Source organism: Bacteroidota bacterium, from assembly GCA_016722565.1.
Classification (GTDB): domain Bacteria; phylum Bacteroidota; class Bacteroidia; order 2-12-FULL-35-15; family 2-12-FULL-35-15; genus 2-12-FULL-35-15.
This window is the reverse complement of record JADKIU010000001.1, coordinates 76,949-94,826: the sequence shown is the minus strand read 5'-3', so window position 1 is coordinate 94,826 and position 17,878 is coordinate 76,949. Positions and strand designations below refer to the sequence as shown.

The 17,878-nt window shown below is 36.9% G+C and carries 19 protein-coding genes; 7 read left to right on the top strand and 12 right to left on the bottom strand.

Annotation, left to right across the window (positions count from 1 at the left end; translation table 11 throughout):
• Window positions 1-15 precede the first annotated feature (15 nt).
• Together IPP64_00395 and IPP64_00390 are read left to right on the top strand one after the other, a co-directional pair.
• A complete protein-coding gene (locus IPP64_00395; GenBank protein ID MBL0327893.1) occupies window positions 16-2,031 on the top strand; it encodes a SpoIIE family protein phosphatase in 2,016 nt (671 codons plus the stop codon).
• A gap of 36 nt (window positions 2,032-2,067) precedes the next feature.
• Window positions 2,068-2,943 (top strand): class I SAM-dependent methyltransferase, encoded by an 876-nt coding sequence (locus tag IPP64_00390; protein ID MBL0327892.1) that lies wholly within the window; start codon window positions 2,068-2,070, stop codon window positions 2,941-2,943.
• A 10-nt stretch (window positions 2,944-2,953) separates the two neighbouring features.
• Here IPP64_00390 and IPP64_00385 read toward each other — a convergent pair whose 3' ends face one another.
• The 5 genes from IPP64_00385 to IPP64_00365 all read right to left on the bottom strand — a co-directional run bounded on the left by IPP64_00385 (window position 2,954) and on the right by IPP64_00365 (window position 5,765).
• Entirely contained in the window at window positions 2,954-3,142 is a 189-nt protein-coding gene (locus IPP64_00385) for a hypothetical protein (GenBank protein ID MBL0327891.1), read from the bottom strand.
• A gap of 96 nt (window positions 3,143-3,238) precedes the next feature.
• The gene (locus IPP64_00380; protein ID MBL0327890.1) at window positions 3,239-3,730 is read right to left on the bottom strand and encodes a hypothetical protein; all 492 of its coding nucleotides are present in this window, start codon (window positions 3,728-3,730) and stop codon (window positions 3,239-3,241) included.
• A complete protein-coding gene (locus IPP64_00375; GenBank protein ID MBL0327889.1) occupies window positions 3,720-4,964 on the bottom strand; it encodes a hypothetical protein in 1,245 nt (414 codons plus the stop codon). Before IPP64_00375 ends, IPP64_00380 begins: the two co-directional genes overlap by 11 nt.
• Entirely contained in the window at window positions 4,948-5,430 is a 483-nt protein-coding gene (locus IPP64_00370) for a hypothetical protein (protein MBL0327888.1), read from the bottom strand. Before IPP64_00370 ends, IPP64_00375 begins: the two co-directional genes overlap by 17 nt.
• Before the next feature lie 134 nt (window positions 5,431-5,564).
• Window positions 5,565-5,765, bottom strand: coding sequence for an HTH domain-containing protein (locus tag IPP64_00365; GenBank protein MBL0327887.1), 201 nt, complete (start codon window positions 5,763-5,765; stop codon window positions 5,565-5,567).
• Window positions 5,766-6,034: 269 nt separating this feature from the next.
• Here IPP64_00365 and IPP64_00360 point away from each other — a divergent pair, with 269 nt between their 5' ends.
• Window positions 6,035-6,427 (top strand): hypothetical protein, encoded by a 393-nt coding sequence (locus IPP64_00360; GenBank protein MBL0327886.1) that lies wholly within the window; start codon window positions 6,035-6,037, stop codon window positions 6,425-6,427.
• Here IPP64_00360 and IPP64_00355 read toward each other — a convergent pair whose 3' ends face one another.
• The 7 genes from IPP64_00355 to IPP64_00325 all read right to left on the bottom strand — a co-directional run bounded on the left by IPP64_00355 (window position 6,428) and on the right by IPP64_00325 (window position 13,807).
• Window positions 6,428-7,675, bottom strand: coding sequence for a TlpA family protein disulfide reductase (locus IPP64_00355; GenBank protein MBL0327885.1), 1,248 nt, complete (start codon window positions 7,673-7,675; stop codon window positions 6,428-6,430). It abuts the gene before it with no gap.
• A gap of 132 nt (window positions 7,676-7,807) precedes the next feature.
• A complete protein-coding gene (locus IPP64_00350) occupies window positions 7,808-9,364 on the bottom strand; it encodes an aldehyde dehydrogenase family protein (GenBank protein ID MBL0327884.1) in 1,557 nt (518 codons plus the stop codon).
• Window positions 9,365-9,440: 76 nt separating this feature from the next.
• Complete coding sequence (locus IPP64_00345; protein MBL0327883.1) at window positions 9,441-9,674, bottom strand: hypothetical protein; 234 nt, start codon at window positions 9,672-9,674, stop codon at window positions 9,441-9,443.
• Complete coding sequence (locus tag IPP64_00340; GenBank protein MBL0327882.1) at window positions 9,671-10,225, bottom strand: hypothetical protein; 555 nt, start codon at window positions 10,223-10,225, stop codon at window positions 9,671-9,673. Before IPP64_00340 ends, IPP64_00345 begins: the two co-directional genes overlap by 4 nt.
• A gap of 20 nt (window positions 10,226-10,245) precedes the next feature.
• The gene (gene rseP / locus IPP64_00335) at window positions 10,246-11,562 is read right to left on the bottom strand and encodes an RIP metalloprotease RseP (protein ID MBL0327881.1); all 1,317 of its coding nucleotides are present in this window, start codon (window positions 11,560-11,562) and stop codon (window positions 10,246-10,248) included.
• Window positions 11,563-11,684: 122 nt separating this feature from the next.
• Window positions 11,685-12,839, bottom strand: a complete 1,155-nt coding sequence (locus IPP64_00330) for a 1-deoxy-D-xylulose-5-phosphate reductoisomerase (GenBank protein MBL0327880.1) — start codon at window positions 12,837-12,839, stop codon at window positions 11,685-11,687.
• 98 nt (window positions 12,840-12,937) lie between these two features.
• Complete coding sequence (locus tag IPP64_00325; GenBank protein MBL0327879.1) at window positions 12,938-13,807, bottom strand: M23 family metallopeptidase; 870 nt, start codon at window positions 13,805-13,807, stop codon at window positions 12,938-12,940.
• Window positions 13,808-13,980: 173 nt separating this feature from the next.
• Between IPP64_00325 and IPP64_00320 the strand changes: the two genes are divergently transcribed.
• The 4 genes from IPP64_00320 to IPP64_00305 all read left to right on the top strand — a co-directional run bounded on the left by IPP64_00320 (window position 13,981) and on the right by IPP64_00305 (window position 17,739).
• The gene (locus IPP64_00320; protein ID MBL0327878.1) at window positions 13,981-16,665 is read left to right on the top strand and encodes a tetratricopeptide repeat protein; all 2,685 of its coding nucleotides are present in this window, start codon (window positions 13,981-13,983) and stop codon (window positions 16,663-16,665) included.
• Window positions 16,666-16,736: 71 nt separating this feature from the next.
• Window positions 16,737-17,138 (top strand): polymer-forming cytoskeletal protein, encoded by a 402-nt coding sequence (locus IPP64_00315; GenBank protein MBL0327877.1) that lies wholly within the window; start codon window positions 16,737-16,739, stop codon window positions 17,136-17,138.
• A 22-nt stretch (window positions 17,139-17,160) separates the two neighbouring features.
• Complete coding sequence (locus IPP64_00310) at window positions 17,161-17,322, top strand: AtpZ/AtpI family protein (GenBank protein MBL0327876.1); 162 nt, start codon at window positions 17,161-17,163, stop codon at window positions 17,320-17,322.
• 36 nt (window positions 17,323-17,358) lie between these two features.
• Window positions 17,359-17,739 (top strand): hypothetical protein, encoded by a 381-nt coding sequence (locus IPP64_00305; GenBank protein MBL0327875.1) that lies wholly within the window; start codon window positions 17,359-17,361, stop codon window positions 17,737-17,739.
• Window positions 17,740-17,878 lie beyond the last annotated feature (139 nt).

The following is a 17,878-nucleotide window of genomic DNA, read 5'->3' as shown; positions in this document are numbered from 1 at the left end:
TTGTTGCTTAAAACCATGGCGTTTTCTCAGGAAGACTCTCTGGTCATATATTACAATAGAGCGAAAGCAGCCGACCTCATAGCCGGAGAACGCATCTTACAGAAATATACAGCAAAAGACTCCATCCAGTTATTTTGGGTGGCCTCCAAACTTTCCAAAAAAGAGAATAAGGTAAAATTTTATCATGCTTTAGGTTATCGTTTTTATCAAGAGGATAACTATGAAATGGCGCGAATGTATTATTCCAAAGCACTTCAGTTTGCCCGTTTAACGCTTGATAAACGAACGATTGCCGATCAACTGTCGGATGTTGGGGACATGTTTCGATTGCAAGACCAAAACACCAATGCATTGAATTTACTTTTGCAGGCAATGTATTTGTACAAAGAATTGGATTCACAAAAAGAACTGTCGCATACACTCGCTCTAATCGGAGATTTGAACAGATGTATTGATCAGCAGGAAGATGCATTGAAATATTTGAATGAAGGTTTAGCACTGGCAATAAAGAATAACTATCTAAAAGACCAAACCTTTTGCTACAGTTCCATGGGAGGAACGTATCAGGCAATGAAAGAATATGTAAAAGCAAATGCTTCTTACGAAAAAGGTCTAAGCATTGCCCTTGCCGAGAAAGATACCATGCGAATAATTGATTTTTATTATTCGAAAGGGGATTTGTTTTTGGATCAAAATAAATTGGATAAAGCAATTGAATACTTAAGTGAAGGAATTCGTCTTTGTATTATCCATAAGGATCGCTATTACCTCGCTTATTGCCGTATCGGTCTTTCAAAGGCGTATTTAAAATTAAGAAAGTTTGATAAATCAATCGAAGAGGGAGTAACTGCATATAAAATTAGTGAAGAAATGAGCGTGTATGGCTTGTGCTCTGAAGCTTCTGAGGTGCTGTATCAGGCATACTCAGCGAAGCAAGATTACACAAATGCGTTTAAGTATTTAAAAATTACAAAAGACAATGCCGACAGCTCTATTAGTTCTTCCATTATAAAGCAACAAGCGCAGATGGAAATTAATTTCAAAAATTCCTATCAGGAAAAACAAGATAGTTTACTTCGATTCTCTGCTCAAAAACAAAAAGATTTAGAACACGAAGCGGCATTGCAAAAACAAAAAATGTTTGCAACGGCCGGAATTGCAGGGTTATTGATTGTTCTCGTAATTGCCATAATGGTGTTTCGATCTTACAAGAAAGAAAAGAGATCCAGCGAAATTATCAATCAACAAAAGCTGATTGTGGATACCAAGAATAAAGAAATTTTAGACAGCATTAATTATGCAAGAAAAATCCAGCAAGCTATTATCCCTTCTCATGCTGAGCTAAAAGCAACGTTCCCGGATAGCTTTGTTCTTTTAATGCCGAAGGATATTGTGAGTGGTGATTTTTATTGGGTAACGAAAACCGGACAACAAGCATTTTTTGCTGTTGCCGATTGCACCGGTCATGGAGTTCCCGGAGGTTTTATGAGTATGTTGGGAACCGCATTGCTCAATGAGATTATTAATGAAAAAAAGATTTACGAACCGGCAGACATTCTGGATATGCTTCGTTTGAAAATTGTTGTTGCCTTGCGACAATCAGAAAATGCGAATGAAAATAAGGATGGAATGGACATTGCTTTGATTCAGATTAATCTGAATACACAAGAATTGACATTTGCTGGAGCCAATAATTCGCTTTACCTCTTACGCGATAATAAATTGCGCGAGTTCAAAGGGGATAAATTCCCGGTTGGCTTTGTTGGGAAAAACGACAAACAATTTACACAACAAAAGTTTAAATTGGAGCGCAACGACCTACTATACATGTTTACAGATGGCTATCCGGATCAGTTTGGAGGACCGCAAGGAAAAAAATTCAAGTATAAACCACTGGAAGAACTGTTGGAGAAAATGGCTAAACAACCAATGGATGAGCAACGCCATCTTTTACTAAATAAACACGAAGAATGGAAAGGGAAGTTGGAACAAGTAGATGATATTTGTGTGGCCGGAATTCGCATAGTTTAAAATAATACCTTTGTTCTATAATTTTCAAACTAACGTATGCAATTACTTACACCACAAAATTTTTCAGATTACGAATTAATCGATGTTGGCAATTTTGAGAAACTGGAACGCTTTGGACAATACATTACCATTCGTCCGGAGCCACAAGCAGTATGGGATAAAACATTAAGCAATGCTGAATGGGAAAAACGAGCACACATAAAATTTATGCCACGCTCAAGTTCTTCCGGAGAGTGGAAAAAGTTTAAACAAATGCCCGATCAGTGGCCAATAAAATATGCAATCAATAACTCCGATGCAGCCATAAAATTTCGTTTGGGATTAACCTCTTTTAAACATGTTGGTATTTTTCCGGAACAAGCTTCTAACTGGGATTTTATATACGAGAGCATAAAGAAGATGTCGACTCCACAACCTAAGATTTTGAATTTGTTTGCTTACACGGGAGGCGCTTCCTTAGCAGCAAAAGCAGCAGGAGCTGACATTACACATGTGGATTCAATTAAGCAAGTAGTTACATGGAGCAAAGAAAACATGGAGCTGTCGAACTTAAATAATATTCGCTGGGTGGTGGAAGATGCCTTAAAGTTTGTAAAGCGCGAAGAAAAAAGAGGAAACAAATACAATGGAATTATTTTAGACCCTCCGGCTTTTGGTCATGGCCCGAATGGAGAAAAATGGAAGTTAGAAGATAACATTAATGAAATGATGCACGGAGTTTTGAATTTGTTGGACGACAAAGAACATTTTTTAATTCTGAATGCCTATTCCTTAGGCTTTTCAGCCCTTATCATTGAAAACATGTTAAAAGCAAAGGCAGGAAAAAATTTAAATATTGGCGAGCTTTATTTACAAGCAACAGAAGGAAACAAATTGCCCTTGGGCGTTTTCGGTCGATGGAGAAATTTTTAGTTAATCCGATTTACATACATTTTACATAATCCAAATAGGCATTTATTCTTATTCTTTCTGGAAGTGTATAGTCGTTTATAATATTACGAATTGGTTTTCCGGTAAACTCTTCAATGAGTTCAACTTCGCGCAATTGCATCTCATTTGCCTTTTCTTTTTTATCAATACCATTTTCTAATTCAAAAAAAAATGTGCTCATAGACGATTCTTTAGGAGGTGTATGTTTTGTTAATCTTTAAGGGCATTCCCTTGGGAGCACGTTGGTTGACCTTAAATCGATACGTTGTAAGGATAATTAGTTGGTATACTTCATTAGTTCTTCAGCATTTGTAATTTCTTTCACAGGCATGCTGTAAACAATCGAGTCGGTAGCATAATTGTAAATAGTTAATAGTGAAACCCCAACTACGTTTTTTTTGTTAGCGTCAGTGCCAACGGAATGAAATGTATTTTTATTCCACAAAATAACTTTGTTGATGCTGTCGTGAAGATTGATTGCCGTTGAGGTTTTAATCAATTCTTTTTTTTCAATTTCCCGATCAACCGCTAAAATGTAAATTTTTGAATTCGTGATTTCGGATAACCGTTTATTAATTAGTGAGAAACCATATAAACAGTTGACACAATCGTTTGGATTGATTGAGTAAATAAAGATATTGGTCGTTTTATCAATTGCCAACGAATCTACTAAGGCATGCAGATAGGAATCGCTTGTTACTGATTTTTTTGAGCAGCCGAATCCAAGCAAGAGTATAAAAAGTGCAGCAATGCACAGATTATTTTTCATGATAATTAATCTGTTTGAAGTAATAATTTTGATGGTCACGGTCGAGATAAATGACTTTGTTTTCTGTAAGTGTTACTGTTGAACTTTTAATGTCTAAGACTTGCTCTTTTAATACAATAGAAGAGATTGGGTCAATTATTTTTATTTTATATTTTGGAAATACTGGCTTGCTGGGATCGACAGGTTGCTTCAAATCTATTTCATAAGTAATCAATACAAGCGATTCGTTTTCTAGAAAACAGAAATCAGCAATCCATTCATTGGCAGACAAGATTTTTTTATCAAGCATCTTTTTTTCATTTTCTATTTCAGATATTTCTTTCCCATTTGAAAAGAGAAAATTGCTTTTGTGCTCCTTAAAACGAAACCGGGCTTCGATATAATCCCGCAGTGTAAAATCGGTAAAGTTGATGTTTGAGAAATGTAATTTATAGGCAATTTTATCTGGGTCCAACAGGTTGATTTTTGCCAAACAGTAATTATCAGGACTTACATTTATCTTGTTTTCGAGTCGATTAAACGATTCATCCATTTTACCAATTGGGGTATGAATACAATTGTTGAATACAAAGAAGCCTTTGTTGTAATAAGGAAAGTAGTTATTCTCTTTCAAAACCTCTTCTCCGTAAAGGGGATGAATGGCTTTAACGATAAAGTTGTTATCTGTTTCAAAAATGAAGTTTAAATAACCCATTTCGATGATGTTGATGCTATCGTATTGTTTTTCTAACTCGATGATTTTTTCATTGTTTTTGTGTTTTGGAAGCGTTTTTGCATCTTCTTTCAGGTGGTGTACTTCAACAATAACGCTTGCATGAATCCAAAACCGATTGTTGGAATAATCGAATGCTGTTAGTTGATAATTTTCTCCATTGAGTTCAAAACCGTTTGAATATGTATACGTTTTACTATCTGCATACTTTTTTTGGAATGTATTTTGGATTAAGGAGTCGAAGTTCGTTTTCTTCAAATTAAAATTAGCGATGTTCTTACCGGAATAGATGTTGTATAATGAAACACTCTGAGCAGAATTAATTGCTCCAACAACAGAATCATTTATTTTTTTCATCTCAGCAGGGAAGCGTGTCAAAACGAGTTGCGACTCATCTATTTTAGAGGTTTGTACTCCATCAAAGATGTATTCATTTGTTTTATGGGTGCATGCACCCATAAAACAAATAAATACAATAAAACAAAAATGTTTGTAACCCATAGTGTTAGTTGTAGTTAACATAAAAGATACCGTCTGAACCCTTTTTAGCACTGAAGGACGTAATCTCTATGCTTTCAGCAGGTGTTGAATTAAGGATAAGTTTTGCAGATGTTTCTCCCGTAAACGTTTCACTATAACTTTCAGTAATGGTTGAGGTTATCGTTTGAGGTTCTCCCGGATCTGACATTTTGCTAGCGCTTACAATCACCATACATACGTTGTAAGAAGGCCAGCACGTAGCATTGTCAATTCCTCCGGCTGGGATGTAAAATATACCCGGAAGCGATTTAATGGAAATGATTGGAAACTTTTGGTTGGGTGATGGATTGTATAGTTGATTGTACAAATCCTTGTCTGCTTTTTGAATCAATGCAGCAACTTGAGCATCGTAAGATGCATTTCCATTCATTGATGATGATACACCCGCTTCTTTTTTACAACTCACAATCGTGATTGCAAAAAAAACAATGAGAACTATTTTTTTCATTTATAAATTGGTTTATTCGTTTGTATTCACCCTGCACACGCGGCCTGGTGTTATTTTGCAGACCCAGCTAGCATGAATTTGCGATGCAAACCTAAACGCGCTCACGGACAGATTTTGACCGCGGACAAATTTGTTTAATTTTTTAGTACATATGATTGTGTCTTTCGACAAAAGTAAATGGACTTATTTTTTACTTTGAGTCGTTCAATTAATCGTCTGATGGTTCGCTCCGAAACATTTAAACGATTCGCAAGCTCTTTGGGAGAACCAGTGTTGGATTGTTGGATTAGTTTTTCAATTTGTTCCATCTTCTCCTGATATACATCAAATTTCATAAAGCAGAGTTTTAAATAAAAACTTAGTTGTTTGAAAATTTCTGAGGAGTAGACAGAAATGTTTTTTTCTGATAGAAGTTTGTCCGAGCTGATTGTATGCTTATAAAGGTACTGCGGACAATTAAACGCGATGATTAAATCAGCGTGTATTGTAATGTGGAGCAAATATATAAAAAAGTGATTAGATGTATCATTAAATGGTGCAATAATGCACTATTATATAGTGCAAGTTTCGGAACTTCTTTTTTGTCAGGCACTTATCTTTGGGTATGGCTATCCATATCGGTAAAAAGATAAAAGAGGAATTGTTTAAACAGGGAATTTCCGTGAGTACGTTTGCTAAAAAAATCAACCGTAGCCGAAATGTTATTTATGATATCTTCGAAAGAGAAAGTATCGATACTGCCTTGTTGAATAAAATTGGGATTATTCTTCGTCTCGACTTCTTCTCCATCTATTCCGATCAGAAAGAATACAAAAAGGGTGGTGTGGTGTCGTTTGTGAAAGATGATAAGCCGGTTTATAATACCAGTTCCGAACACATGAAAGCGCTCGAAAAACAAAATGAACTTTTGTTGAATGAGATTGCCTATTTGAAGAAGATTGTCGCTTTAATGGAGACCAAGAAAGCAACACCAAAGAAAAAGGCAAAAAAGAAATAGCTACTCCGCCAGCAGTTTTTCTACAAATCGTGTCGTCTCTTCCACAAATTTAGTATGCGCATCACCGGTAGCAGGGCCATTAAATCCGGTGTATATTTTACGAACAATCCCCTTTTTATCAATGTAGATGGTCGTAGGAAAAGCCATCACCTCATTCAACATCGGCAATGCTTCAGAGGCTTGATCTTTGCCTGTTTTCATGGTAATTAGAAATTCATACTTCGCATTGAAACGCGTTTTCGAACGCTGAACATTACTTATTGCTTTGTTAAAATCATCCGTCCGCTCAAATGCCAATGCCACCACTTCTAATCCTTTTGAATTGTATTTATCATAAAAAGGAGCAAGAAATTTTGTTTCGTCCATACAATTCGGACACCAGCTTCCCATGATTTGAATGATGACTACTTTGTTCTTGAATTTTTCATCTTGCAACGAAACATTTTTTCCTTCTACGTTTTTAAAATTGAAATCGACCTTTGAGAAACCGGGTTTTAAATACGTTAGTGAATCCGGATTGCGTAGTTCAAATTTATCATTGCGTTTCGCAACCCATGTTTCGTGGTGGTGTGCTCCGGAATAAAAGTGGCCATTGATAATAGAATCGCCTTTTATTTTTCCTTTAAATAGAAATGCATGGGAGCCATCGAAACAGGAAAGCTCAAAATCCTGGTCGTATTTTAGTCCAACTAAAAAGCGGTAATCACCGGTTTCAGTTAAAAAGGTTCCTTGTAAATCAACAACATTTATGTTTTCAAATATCCCAATAGCTTTGGAGCTTTCTTTTGTGCCTGGACTGAAAGTTGCTTCCCAGTTACCTTTTCCGAGAATGTCACAATCAAAACAAGGTAAACAATTTTGAACAAATCCTTTAAGATGCGCATTGAAAGGGATAACATTTTTATCCTTTCTCCCATGATTTATCCAAACTCCATTTAGTGCACCATCCGAAATTTTGCACTTGAACTCAGAATCAAAAACAGGCATTTTTATAAAAACAGAATCTTTTTGAATGGCAATTTCGTTCGTGGTAATTCGTTCAGATGCATTTATAAAATCGATAGTGTAAATTCCTAAATCATATTTTACTTCGAAATCAAATGGGAGAGAAGTAGAATCATTCAGTTGTAAATACCCTTGCCATAAACCCGTTTTCAATGAGTTTTCTTGTGCAGTAATCTTACAAAACAACAAAAGCGAAATAACCAATGTTATTCCGCTTTTGAAAATGATGTTTTGTCTTTGCATTTATGTGTGATTGATTTCTCTAACCCATTCGACTCCGCTCAGGGTGACGAGAAGATGTTGAGTGCTTCGAAATATTGTTTTAAAACTAGTCTCACTCCCTCTCCTTGAACAAGGAGAGGGCTGGGGAGAGGTCTAAATATTAAAATTAATTCCTTGTGCCAACGGCAAACTTGTTCCGTAGTTAATCGTATTTGTTTGTCTGCGCATATAAGCTTTCCAAGCATCTGAACCGGATTCACGACCGCCACCGGTTTCTTTTTCTCCACCAAATGCACCACCAATCTCCGCTCCGGAAGTTCCAATGTTTACGTTTGCAATTCCGCAATCTGAACCTGCATGTGATAAGAACAGTTCCATTTCACGCATGTTGTTGGTGAAGATAGATGATGATAAACCTTGAGGAACGCCATTTTGCATTGCAATTGCCTCTTCAATGGTTGTGTATTTCATCACATATAAAATAGGAGCAAAAGTTTCTTCTTGAACAATGTGATATTCGTTTTTTGCTTCAATGATGCATGGTTTCACATAACAGCCACTTTCATATCCTTCTCCTGTTAATACACCACCATCCACAATCATTTTTCCGCCTTCTTGTTTTGCTTTTTCAATCGCATTCAAATAATCTTTGGTTGCATTTTGATCAATCAACGGACCAACGTGATTGTTTGAATCCAATGGATTTCCAATTTTTAATTGGCCGTATGCATTTTTCAAAACAGCAATGGTTTTATCGTAAACACTTTCGTGGATGATTAATCTGCGCGTAGATGTACAACGTTGTCCGGCTGTTCCTACAGCACCAAACACCGAACCTACCAACACCATGCTTAAATCAGAATGTTCAGAAATAATAATTGCATTGTTTCCACCCAATTCTAAAATGGTATTTCCAAAACGTTCTGCTACGGTTTTTGATACGTGTCGTCCAATACGTGTAGAACCCGTAAAAGAAACCAATGGGATACGTTTATCGTTGTTGATTAAATCACCGGATTCGTTTCCAATTACTAAACAGCTTACTCCTTCCGGAACATTGTTTTTCTTTAAAACGTCTGCAATGATATTCTGACAAGCAATTGCACACAAAGGAGTTTTCGAACTTGGTTTCCAAATACAAACATCTCCACATACCCATGCCAACGCAGCATTCCAGCTCCATACAGCAACAGGGAAATTAAATGCAGAAATAATTCCTACAACACCAAACGGATGCCATTGCTCGTACATGCGGTGCATTGGGCGTTCACTGTGCATCGTTAATCCGTATAGTTGACGAGATAATCCAACTGCGAAATCACAGATATCAATCATCTCTTGAACTTCACCTAATCCTTCTTGCAAGCTCTTTCCCATTTCGTAGGAAACCAATTTTCCAAGAGGTTCTTTGTATTTACGCAATTGGTCGCCCATTTGACGAACAATTTCTCCACGTTTTGGTGCAGGCATTAATCGCCATGTTTTGAAAGCCTCATCAGCAGCCTTCATCACGTTGGTATAATCTTCTGCTGTAGCAGCATTTACACAACCAATTAATTTTCCGTCAACCGGAGAATACGAATCGATTTTTTTTCCTTTTGTGGAAGTATGTTTTAATCCGGTAGATGCACCGTAATTATTTTCTTTGATACCTAATTCTTTCAGAACAGCTTCTATTCCAAAAGATTGTTTTGTTAATGTTTCCGACATAGCATTTGTTTTTTTGTTGGGAAAGCAAATTTAAGGAAAAAGGGGGACGGAAACGCTTAATTCAAGAAAAATTCGACTAGTTTTTTGTACTTGTAGTTTTCGGATTTACCGTAGCGGTAAACTTAGCGGCAATATAGGTTGCAATAGGAGAGAAGCAAAGGGCAACAATTTTTTTAGGATTGTTTTCCATAGACGAAAAGCGAGAGGTGGCTACTCCTGCATTGATTGTTTTTCCGGTAGCATCTAAAATCGAATAATGAACAGTAACTTCTCGTTGATAGCTATCGGTAGCGATATCATAGGAGTTCAAGTCGTTTTTATGTCTAGTTGGTTTACAAAAACAAAATATTCGCTCAAATATTTTTTGTTTAGATACGCAATCACCTCGGCATTGGTGAGTTTGGTATTCATAAATTTTTTATCGCTGTTTTGTTCTACAGTGATTTGCCCGTTTGAAATTCCTGTTTTGGTGGTTTTGGGCGCTTTTGCATCGGTTGGCTTGCTTACCAGGTCGTAGGACAAGCCGGTTGAATTGTAGGTAAAATCAAGGTCTTTTGCCATTTTTGCAGAATCTGCATAAAAGGTTAAAACCGGGAAAGTGCTTTGCAATTTTAATTTCAATTGGGCATCCAGCTGATGTCTGAAATACTCACGAATCGTTTCCCAATCCCATTTTGTAGCTTGATTGACTTTTTGGTCAATCTCGCTCATGTATAATTTGGGTTCGAAGGGAACCAAACAAATTTTTCCGGTCAATGTTTTTCCGGCAGTTTCATTCGTGCGGGTTCCTTCTTGAGCAAAGGAAGATGCGGAAGAAGCAATAAAAATGAAAAAAAAGAAATATTTTTTTAATGAAATCATCCTGTTAAAGGTACAAAATTTTATCCGAAAATTGCGCGATAGATATCGTTTCCATTTGCATACAACAACAATGCCAGCAACAAAAACATACCTACATATTGTGCATATTCCATAAATTTTTCATTCGGTTTTCTGCGTGTAATCACTTCGTACAATAAGAACATCACATGTCCGCCATCCAATGCCGGTATTGGTAAAATGTTCATGATAGCAAGTGCAATACTTAAGAAAGCAGTGAATCCCCAGAAGTTTTCCCAGTCCCATTCTTTGCTATATGCAGAGGCAATGGTACCAAATCCGCCCAATTGTTTGTGTGCGTCTTTTACAGTAAAAATCACAGAAAACTGTTTGATGTAATCAACAAATGTCTTTTTTGCTTTCGCTATACCTGCTGGGAACGCTTCAAAAAAGGTGTAGTTGATCGTATCAAGTGTTAAAAATTTATTGATGGGTGTAGGATAAAATCCGATTTGTCCATCACCATTTATAGGCGTACGAATTAATACAGTATCGGAACCTCGCAACACTTCAATGTTTGCAACAGTATAAACATTTGATTTTATGATACTCGTTACATCATTATAGAAAGGAGTAGGTTTATTATTGATTGCAACAATTTGATCTCCTTTTTTAAGATGCATTTTTTCGGCAGGAAGTCCCGGTATAAGAGAATCAATAAAACATGGAATGCGTGGTGCAATTAATGGACTTTTATTGCGCTTAATCATTTCGCTGATGTTGTCGTCCGTAACATTGATGTCCATTTTCTGGCCATCGCGTTCTACTTGAATGGTTTTAACTTGCCCCAATACAATTTCACCTGTAATTCTTGAAAAGCTTTCTACGGGCTTGTTTCCAACGGCCAAGATTTTATCTCCATCTTTCAATCCCATTTTTAATGCGAGTGAATCACAAGCAATTCCATATTTTACATTTTCTGTTGGAAGATATTCTTCGCCCCATGCAAACAGCACCATTGCATAAATTAACACGCCTAATATTACATTCACGGTTACACCGCCTACCATAATAATTAAACGCTGCCAAGCCGGTTTTGATCGGAATTCCCAGTCTTGCGGAGGTAATTTCATTTGCTCTTTGTCCATCGACTCATCAATCATTCCGGATATTTTTACGTATCCACCTAATGGCAACCAGCCGATACCATATTCTGTATCTCCTTTTTTAACTTTGAAAAGAGAAAAGTAAGGGTCAAAGAATAAATAAAATTTCTCAACGCGAGTTTTAAAAATACGAGCAGGAATAAAATGTCCCAACTCGTGTAATACGATTAGGATAGAAAGACTTAAAATAAATTGTGCTACTTGTACTAACATGGTTACGGATAACTAATTAAAATATTAACTGTCATCCCGCGCTACGACACGGGATCTGCCAATTGGCAAACGTGTGCTTAATAATGAGATACCGTGTCGTGGCACGGTATGACGATTTATAACTAAATCATCTTTTCTGAAATTCTTCTTGTTTCCTTATCGGTCTCCACATAATCTTCATAACTTGGTTTGGCAATATGGGCAACAGTTTGCAAGCACTTTTCTACCACATCACTCATTTGTAAAAAACCAATTTTGTCTTTTAAAAATGCTGCAACAGCAATTTCGTTTGCGGCATTTAATACACAAGGGGCGTTTCCACCTTTGTGCATCGCTTCAAACGCAAGTGCAAGATTACGAAATGTTTTTGTATCGGCTGGTTCAAATGTAAGTTGCGGATATGTTAAAAAATCAAAACGTGGAAAATCCGATTTAATTCTATCGGGATATCCCATTGCATATTGTATTGGGAGCTTCATGTCGGGGAGGCCCATTTGTGCTTTCATACTCCCATCGGTAAATTGAACAAGCGAGTGGACGATGCTTTGTGGATGAACAATCACATCAATTTGTTCGGGTTTTAAGCCGAACAACCATTTTGCTTCAATCACTTCAAGCCCCTTGTTCATTAGGGATGCCGAGTCGATGGTGATTTTTGCACCCATTTCCCAGTTGGGATGTTTGAGTGCTTGTTCTTTTTTTACGGACTTTAAAAATGTCGTGTCTTTTCCTCTAAACGGTCCACCAGAAGCGGTTAAATATATTTTTTCAATCGGGTTGTGAAATTCACCGGCTAAGCATTGAAAGATAGCGGAGTGTTCAGAATCCACCGGATAAAGATTCACGCCTTTTTCTTTTGCGAGTGCCGTTACAATGTCTCCAGCAACAACCAGTGTTTCTTTGTTTGCCAAGGCAATTTGTTTACCGGCTTTGATTGCAGAAAGAGTAGATTCCAAGCCTGCATAACCAACAATGGCCGCCAATACCATGTCAATGCTGTCCATTTGCACCACCTCTGCAATGGCTTTGTTTCCGGCAAAAACTTTAATATCGTGAGCCGACAACGCTTGTTTAACGTATTGGTATTTGCTTTCATCCGCAATTACAACTGTGTTGGGGTCAAATTCGATGGCTTGTTGGATGAGCAAATCGGCATTTCCATTGCCGGTTAACACCTCAACAGTAAATGCTTCTTTGTTCGCACGAATCACATCAAGCGCCTGTGTTCCAATAGAACCGGTACTTCCAAGTATTGCTATGTTTTTTTTATCTGACAATTTCGTTTTGGTAAATCATTTTAAACACCCAATCAATTTGCAAACAGAGTACAATAAAACCCGTTTAAATCTGTTTTATCCGTTTTATCTGCGTTCCATCAAAAAACCATGTATCCTTGCGGATCAATCGCGCTTCCATTGTACCACAATTCAAAATGCAAATGCGGACCGGTTGTTTGTTCGCCCGAATTACCAATAATGGCAATTGCTTCACCCGCCTTAACATAATCGCCTACTTTTTTTAATAATACCGAATTGTGTTTGTAGACGGATATAAGATTGTTTGTATGTTGAACAGTAATTGTATAGCCGGTTTCTGACGACCAGGTTGCGAGAATAACTGTTCCGTCTAACGTTGCTTTGATGGGTTCGTTTTCCGGGCCAACAATATCTACTCCGTAATGGCGCTCTTTGCTTTTAAATTGATCAGAGACAACCCCTTTAATGGGGGTAAAAAAGAAGAAATTACTAATCCCACTTTTACTGCTTTCTGCTCCGTAGGCTAAACTGTACTTGTCTTGCGACTCAATAGAAGACTTTAATTGTGCTTCCTTTTGTGAAGCCGATAATTTCAGTTTTTCGTATTCTTTGCTTTTGTCCGGTTGATTTTGAGTAGTATCTGTTTTGAGGTCTCCACGAAGCACATGGGCCAGATTTTCGTTGAATAAATTTTGTTCAATAAGTGCTTGCTCCAATGAATCGGAACGCATGGTCAGATTAATCAATTCTCTTCGCATACCCACATCCGCATAACCGGGGATGTATTCGCGCAAAGGTGTAAAAGCGATTAATGAGGTTACCAACATCACCATCACAATGGTAACAGAGCCGAGCAAAATTACTAACCCCAATGGAGTTAAGCGAAGCGAGAAATTTTCTTCAAACGTATCGTCATTCATCACCACCAATCGGTAGCGATGACGCAATCGTTGCAAAAATTTCTTCTTATTTTCCTTTTGTTCGCTCATATAAGCTACAAATATCGCAAAATAATTTGGTTAAAAGGAGCATAAATTCTCGTGTTAAATCCCCTCATATTGAGGAATAATTAGTATTTTGTGTCGTTTTTAGAGAAAAATAAAATATTTTTGCGATTCTGCAGTTATAAGGTGTTGCGACAATGGTTTTAAATCCATTTTTGATGCAGAAATTTACATACAGAATGAAAACGAAACGTAATTATTTTTTAAAAGTAAGTTTGTTTGTTTGTTTGCTACTCGTTTTAAACGGTTGTAAAACAAATAAAAACACCTTTATGCACCGCGGTTGGCATAACATGACTGCGCGTTTTAATGGCTATTATTACTCAAACGAAAACATTAAAGAAACAGTTAAAAAGATTGAGAAAGCCAACAAAGACGACTTTTCTAAAATCATTCCGCTGTTTATTTATACCAACAATACTTCCGCAAAATCCTATTTTAGTGATTGTGATAAAACAATAAAAAAATCATCCTTGGTGATTCAGCGTCACACCATCACCGAAAAAAAATCAAAAAAAGAAATTCCGAATGCCTGTAAATGGATTGACAATAATTATGTGTTAATCGGGAAGGCTCACTTTTACAAACGCGATTTGTTTTCAGCTTTAGAAGCGTTTGAATATGTTGCCAGAATCTATCCCAATCCGGAAGCAAAGTATACCGGAATGCTTTGGATGATGCGCACCAACAATGAAATTGGAAGTTATTCGCTCACAGAAGCGAGTTTGGATGAGATACGAAATGCAACCGATTTCCCAACTGACAAATCGTTTCAAAGGGAATTGGCATTGGTAACAGCCGATTATCATATTAAACGAGAAGACTATAGTGCATCTATTAAACACCTTACAAAAGCGATTGCGCTTACACGTAAAAAAGCAACAAAGGCTCGTTATACTTACGTTTTAGCCCAAGTGTATGAAAAGTTGCAAGACAATAAAAAGGCGTCCTATTATTATTCGTTGGTTCCCGGACTTCATCCTTCTTATGACATGGCATTTAATGCACAAATCAACCGTGCGAAATTATATGATATCTCTTCCGGTGGAAGCAAGGTGATTAAAAAGCAATTGAACAAAATGTTGCGCGATGATAAGAACATCGAATTTCAAGATCAGATTTATTATGCATTAGCAGACATTGCTCAAAAGGAGAACGACATTCCATTAGCTCTTACTTACCTTGGAAAGTCTATAAAAGCGAGTACCAGCAACAATACACAAAAGGCATTGTCGTATTTAAAACGTGCAGATATTTATTTTGAGAAGCCGGATTATAAAAATGCACAAGCGAATTATGATAGCACAATGACTGTGCTTCCAAAGGATTATGTGGATTATGTTGTGATCGATGAAAAGAAAAAAAGTTTGACAGCATTGGTGACCAACTTAAACATCATTACACTCGAAGATAGTTTACAACGTTTAGGAAAAATGAGTGATAAGGAACGTGAGCGCACCATCGAAAATATGATTTCGAAAATGGAGGAGGAAGAAAAAGCAAAGGAGGAAGCACGATTACTTGCGCTGACCAATGCGTCTAACAATACTCCTCCTGTGAATGAAGTTGCGTCTTCCGGATCGGCATGGCAGTTTTATAATCCTACCACCATGAGTTTTGGGGCAACCTCCTTTAGAAAAAAATGGGGTGATCGTAAGTTGGAAGACAACTGGAGAAGAAGTGATAAAGACCAGGTAATTGCAAATGCTGTAAATGAAGATGGAGTAACGGATATTAGTGATTCAGCCCAAACATTAAATGGAGGAACATCCTTAGCATCGAAGTCGAAAACAAAAAACAAAAAGGATAAAAATTATTATCTAAAAAATATTCCACTTACTCTGGAAGCATTCGAAAAATCGAACATTCGAATTGTGGATGCTTATTATAATGTAGGTTCCATTTATAAGGAGCAGTTGATGAACAGTCAGAAATCGGTGGAGTCGTTTGAGGAATTGTTGCAACGCTATCCTGAAAACAAATACAAACTAACCACCTACTATCAGCTATATCGAATTTATCTTTCGATGAACAATCAGCCGAAAGCAGACTATTATAAAAATCTTCTCCTTAAAGATTATCCGGATTCGGATTATGCAACCATTATTAAAAACCCGAGCTATGCGGCTGATATCGCTGCAAGCAAAAGTCAAGTAGAAAAGTTTTACACCGAAACCTATCAGCTATATGGTTCCGGAAACTATTTGCAGGCCTATGAAAATTGTAAAAAGGCAGACTCGCTTTATTCTAAAAGTAATTTAATACCCAAATTCAGCTTTTTAAAAGCATTATGTATTGGACGCACGCAAGACATCACGGCTTTTGAAAACGCGTTAACAAGTGTGATTATTCAATATCCGAAAGATCCTGTAAAAGAAAAGGCACAGGAAATGTTGGACATGATTAAAAAGCAAAAAAATCCTGCTGTCGCAACAAGTTCTGATTCAACAAAAACAACGCCTCCTGTTAAAAGTGTAAAATTTGCTTTTAATGAAGATGGTGAATATTATTGTTTAATTATTGTTGAGAATGGAAAAGGAGACATCAATAAGTTTAAAACCAAGCTTTCGGATTTTAATACGGAGTTATATAGCACGGCCGACATTTCCATTTCCAGTTTATTTTTAGATATCACTCACCAAATGGTAAATATCAAAGCGTTTGATGGGAAAGAAAAGGCAATGGATTATTTCACAGCAATGAACGCTCGGAAAGACTTAACATCGGATTTGGTTGAAGGAACCTACCAGGTTTTTGTTATTTCGGCAGACAATTACACCATATTTTATAAGGACAAAAACATTGTAGAATATGAACAGTTTTTTAGTCAAAATTTCAAATAAATTGGCTTTTTTGACGAAAAATGACTAGTTTTACATAAAAACAAGCAAAAAACACTAAAATGTTCAATCAAATGGCAAAAAATAACATTTCAGAAGGCCAATCGGTAAATTTAATCGGTGCAGGTACTACTATTGAAGGAGATATTACCACAAATGGAGATATGCGTATTGATGGGTCATTAACAGGATCTATTAATGTGAAAGGGAAGTTGGTTATTGGAGCTTCCGGAATGGTAGAAGGGGAGATTATTTGCCAGAATGCTGACATTTCCGGAACCATAAAAGGGAAAATTGGGGTGGCGGAGTTATTGGCGCTGAAAGCTTCTTCGAAGTTAAGTGGGGATATTATCACCAACAAAATAGCCATTGAACCGGGGGCAACATTTACCGGCACCTGCAGTATGGGTGGAGTAATTAAAGATATAAAAGGTGAACGAACAGAACAAACCAAACTTGCCGAAAAAACAGCTTAACAGCTATGTAAAATATTCGGGAATGGCGGCCCAAATGGCCGCCATTATTGTTGGTGGAGTATTGGGAGGTATTTATTTAGATAAATGGCTCGTGCTTGGATTTCCCCTTTTTACACTTGTACTTACATTGCTTTCCGTTTTCTTGGCCATGTATTATTTTATCAAGGACGTCATTAAAAAATAACCCTTTCGGCATTCAATTGTCCATCGATTTTTACCTATGAACACACTCTCAAAATCATTTTATTTAAAACTCGCTATTTTTTCCGTTTTTACATTGGGGATCCTGTTTTTGTGGAAAGGCTATGCCAGCGCTCGCTTTCAAAGTGATTTATTGCTGGCTTTGTGGGTGTTTTTTATTGTTACCACAGCAGGAATACATTATTTGCTAACCAGCGTTTCTGAAAAGGAACCGAAACGATTTGTGGGCTATTTTATGGGCATTACCGCCATGAAACTATTCGGATATTTGATAATTATCGTAATTTATGCTTTATTGAAGAAAGAGGCAGCCCTTGGTTTTACACTTTGGTTCCTGACCTTATATCTTTTATATAGTGGTTTTGAAGTAGTTATGTTGATGAAACACTTCAAGAAATAATTTTTGTCGTTAATAATCAGGCGTTTATATTCGTGATTATCCCGCTGACAGAAATCATCAAAAAAACACCCCTAAATTTTTTCAAATCGTTGTTATATTGACTAAGTTTGCACCCGAATTTAAAAACGGAGAAACGCAT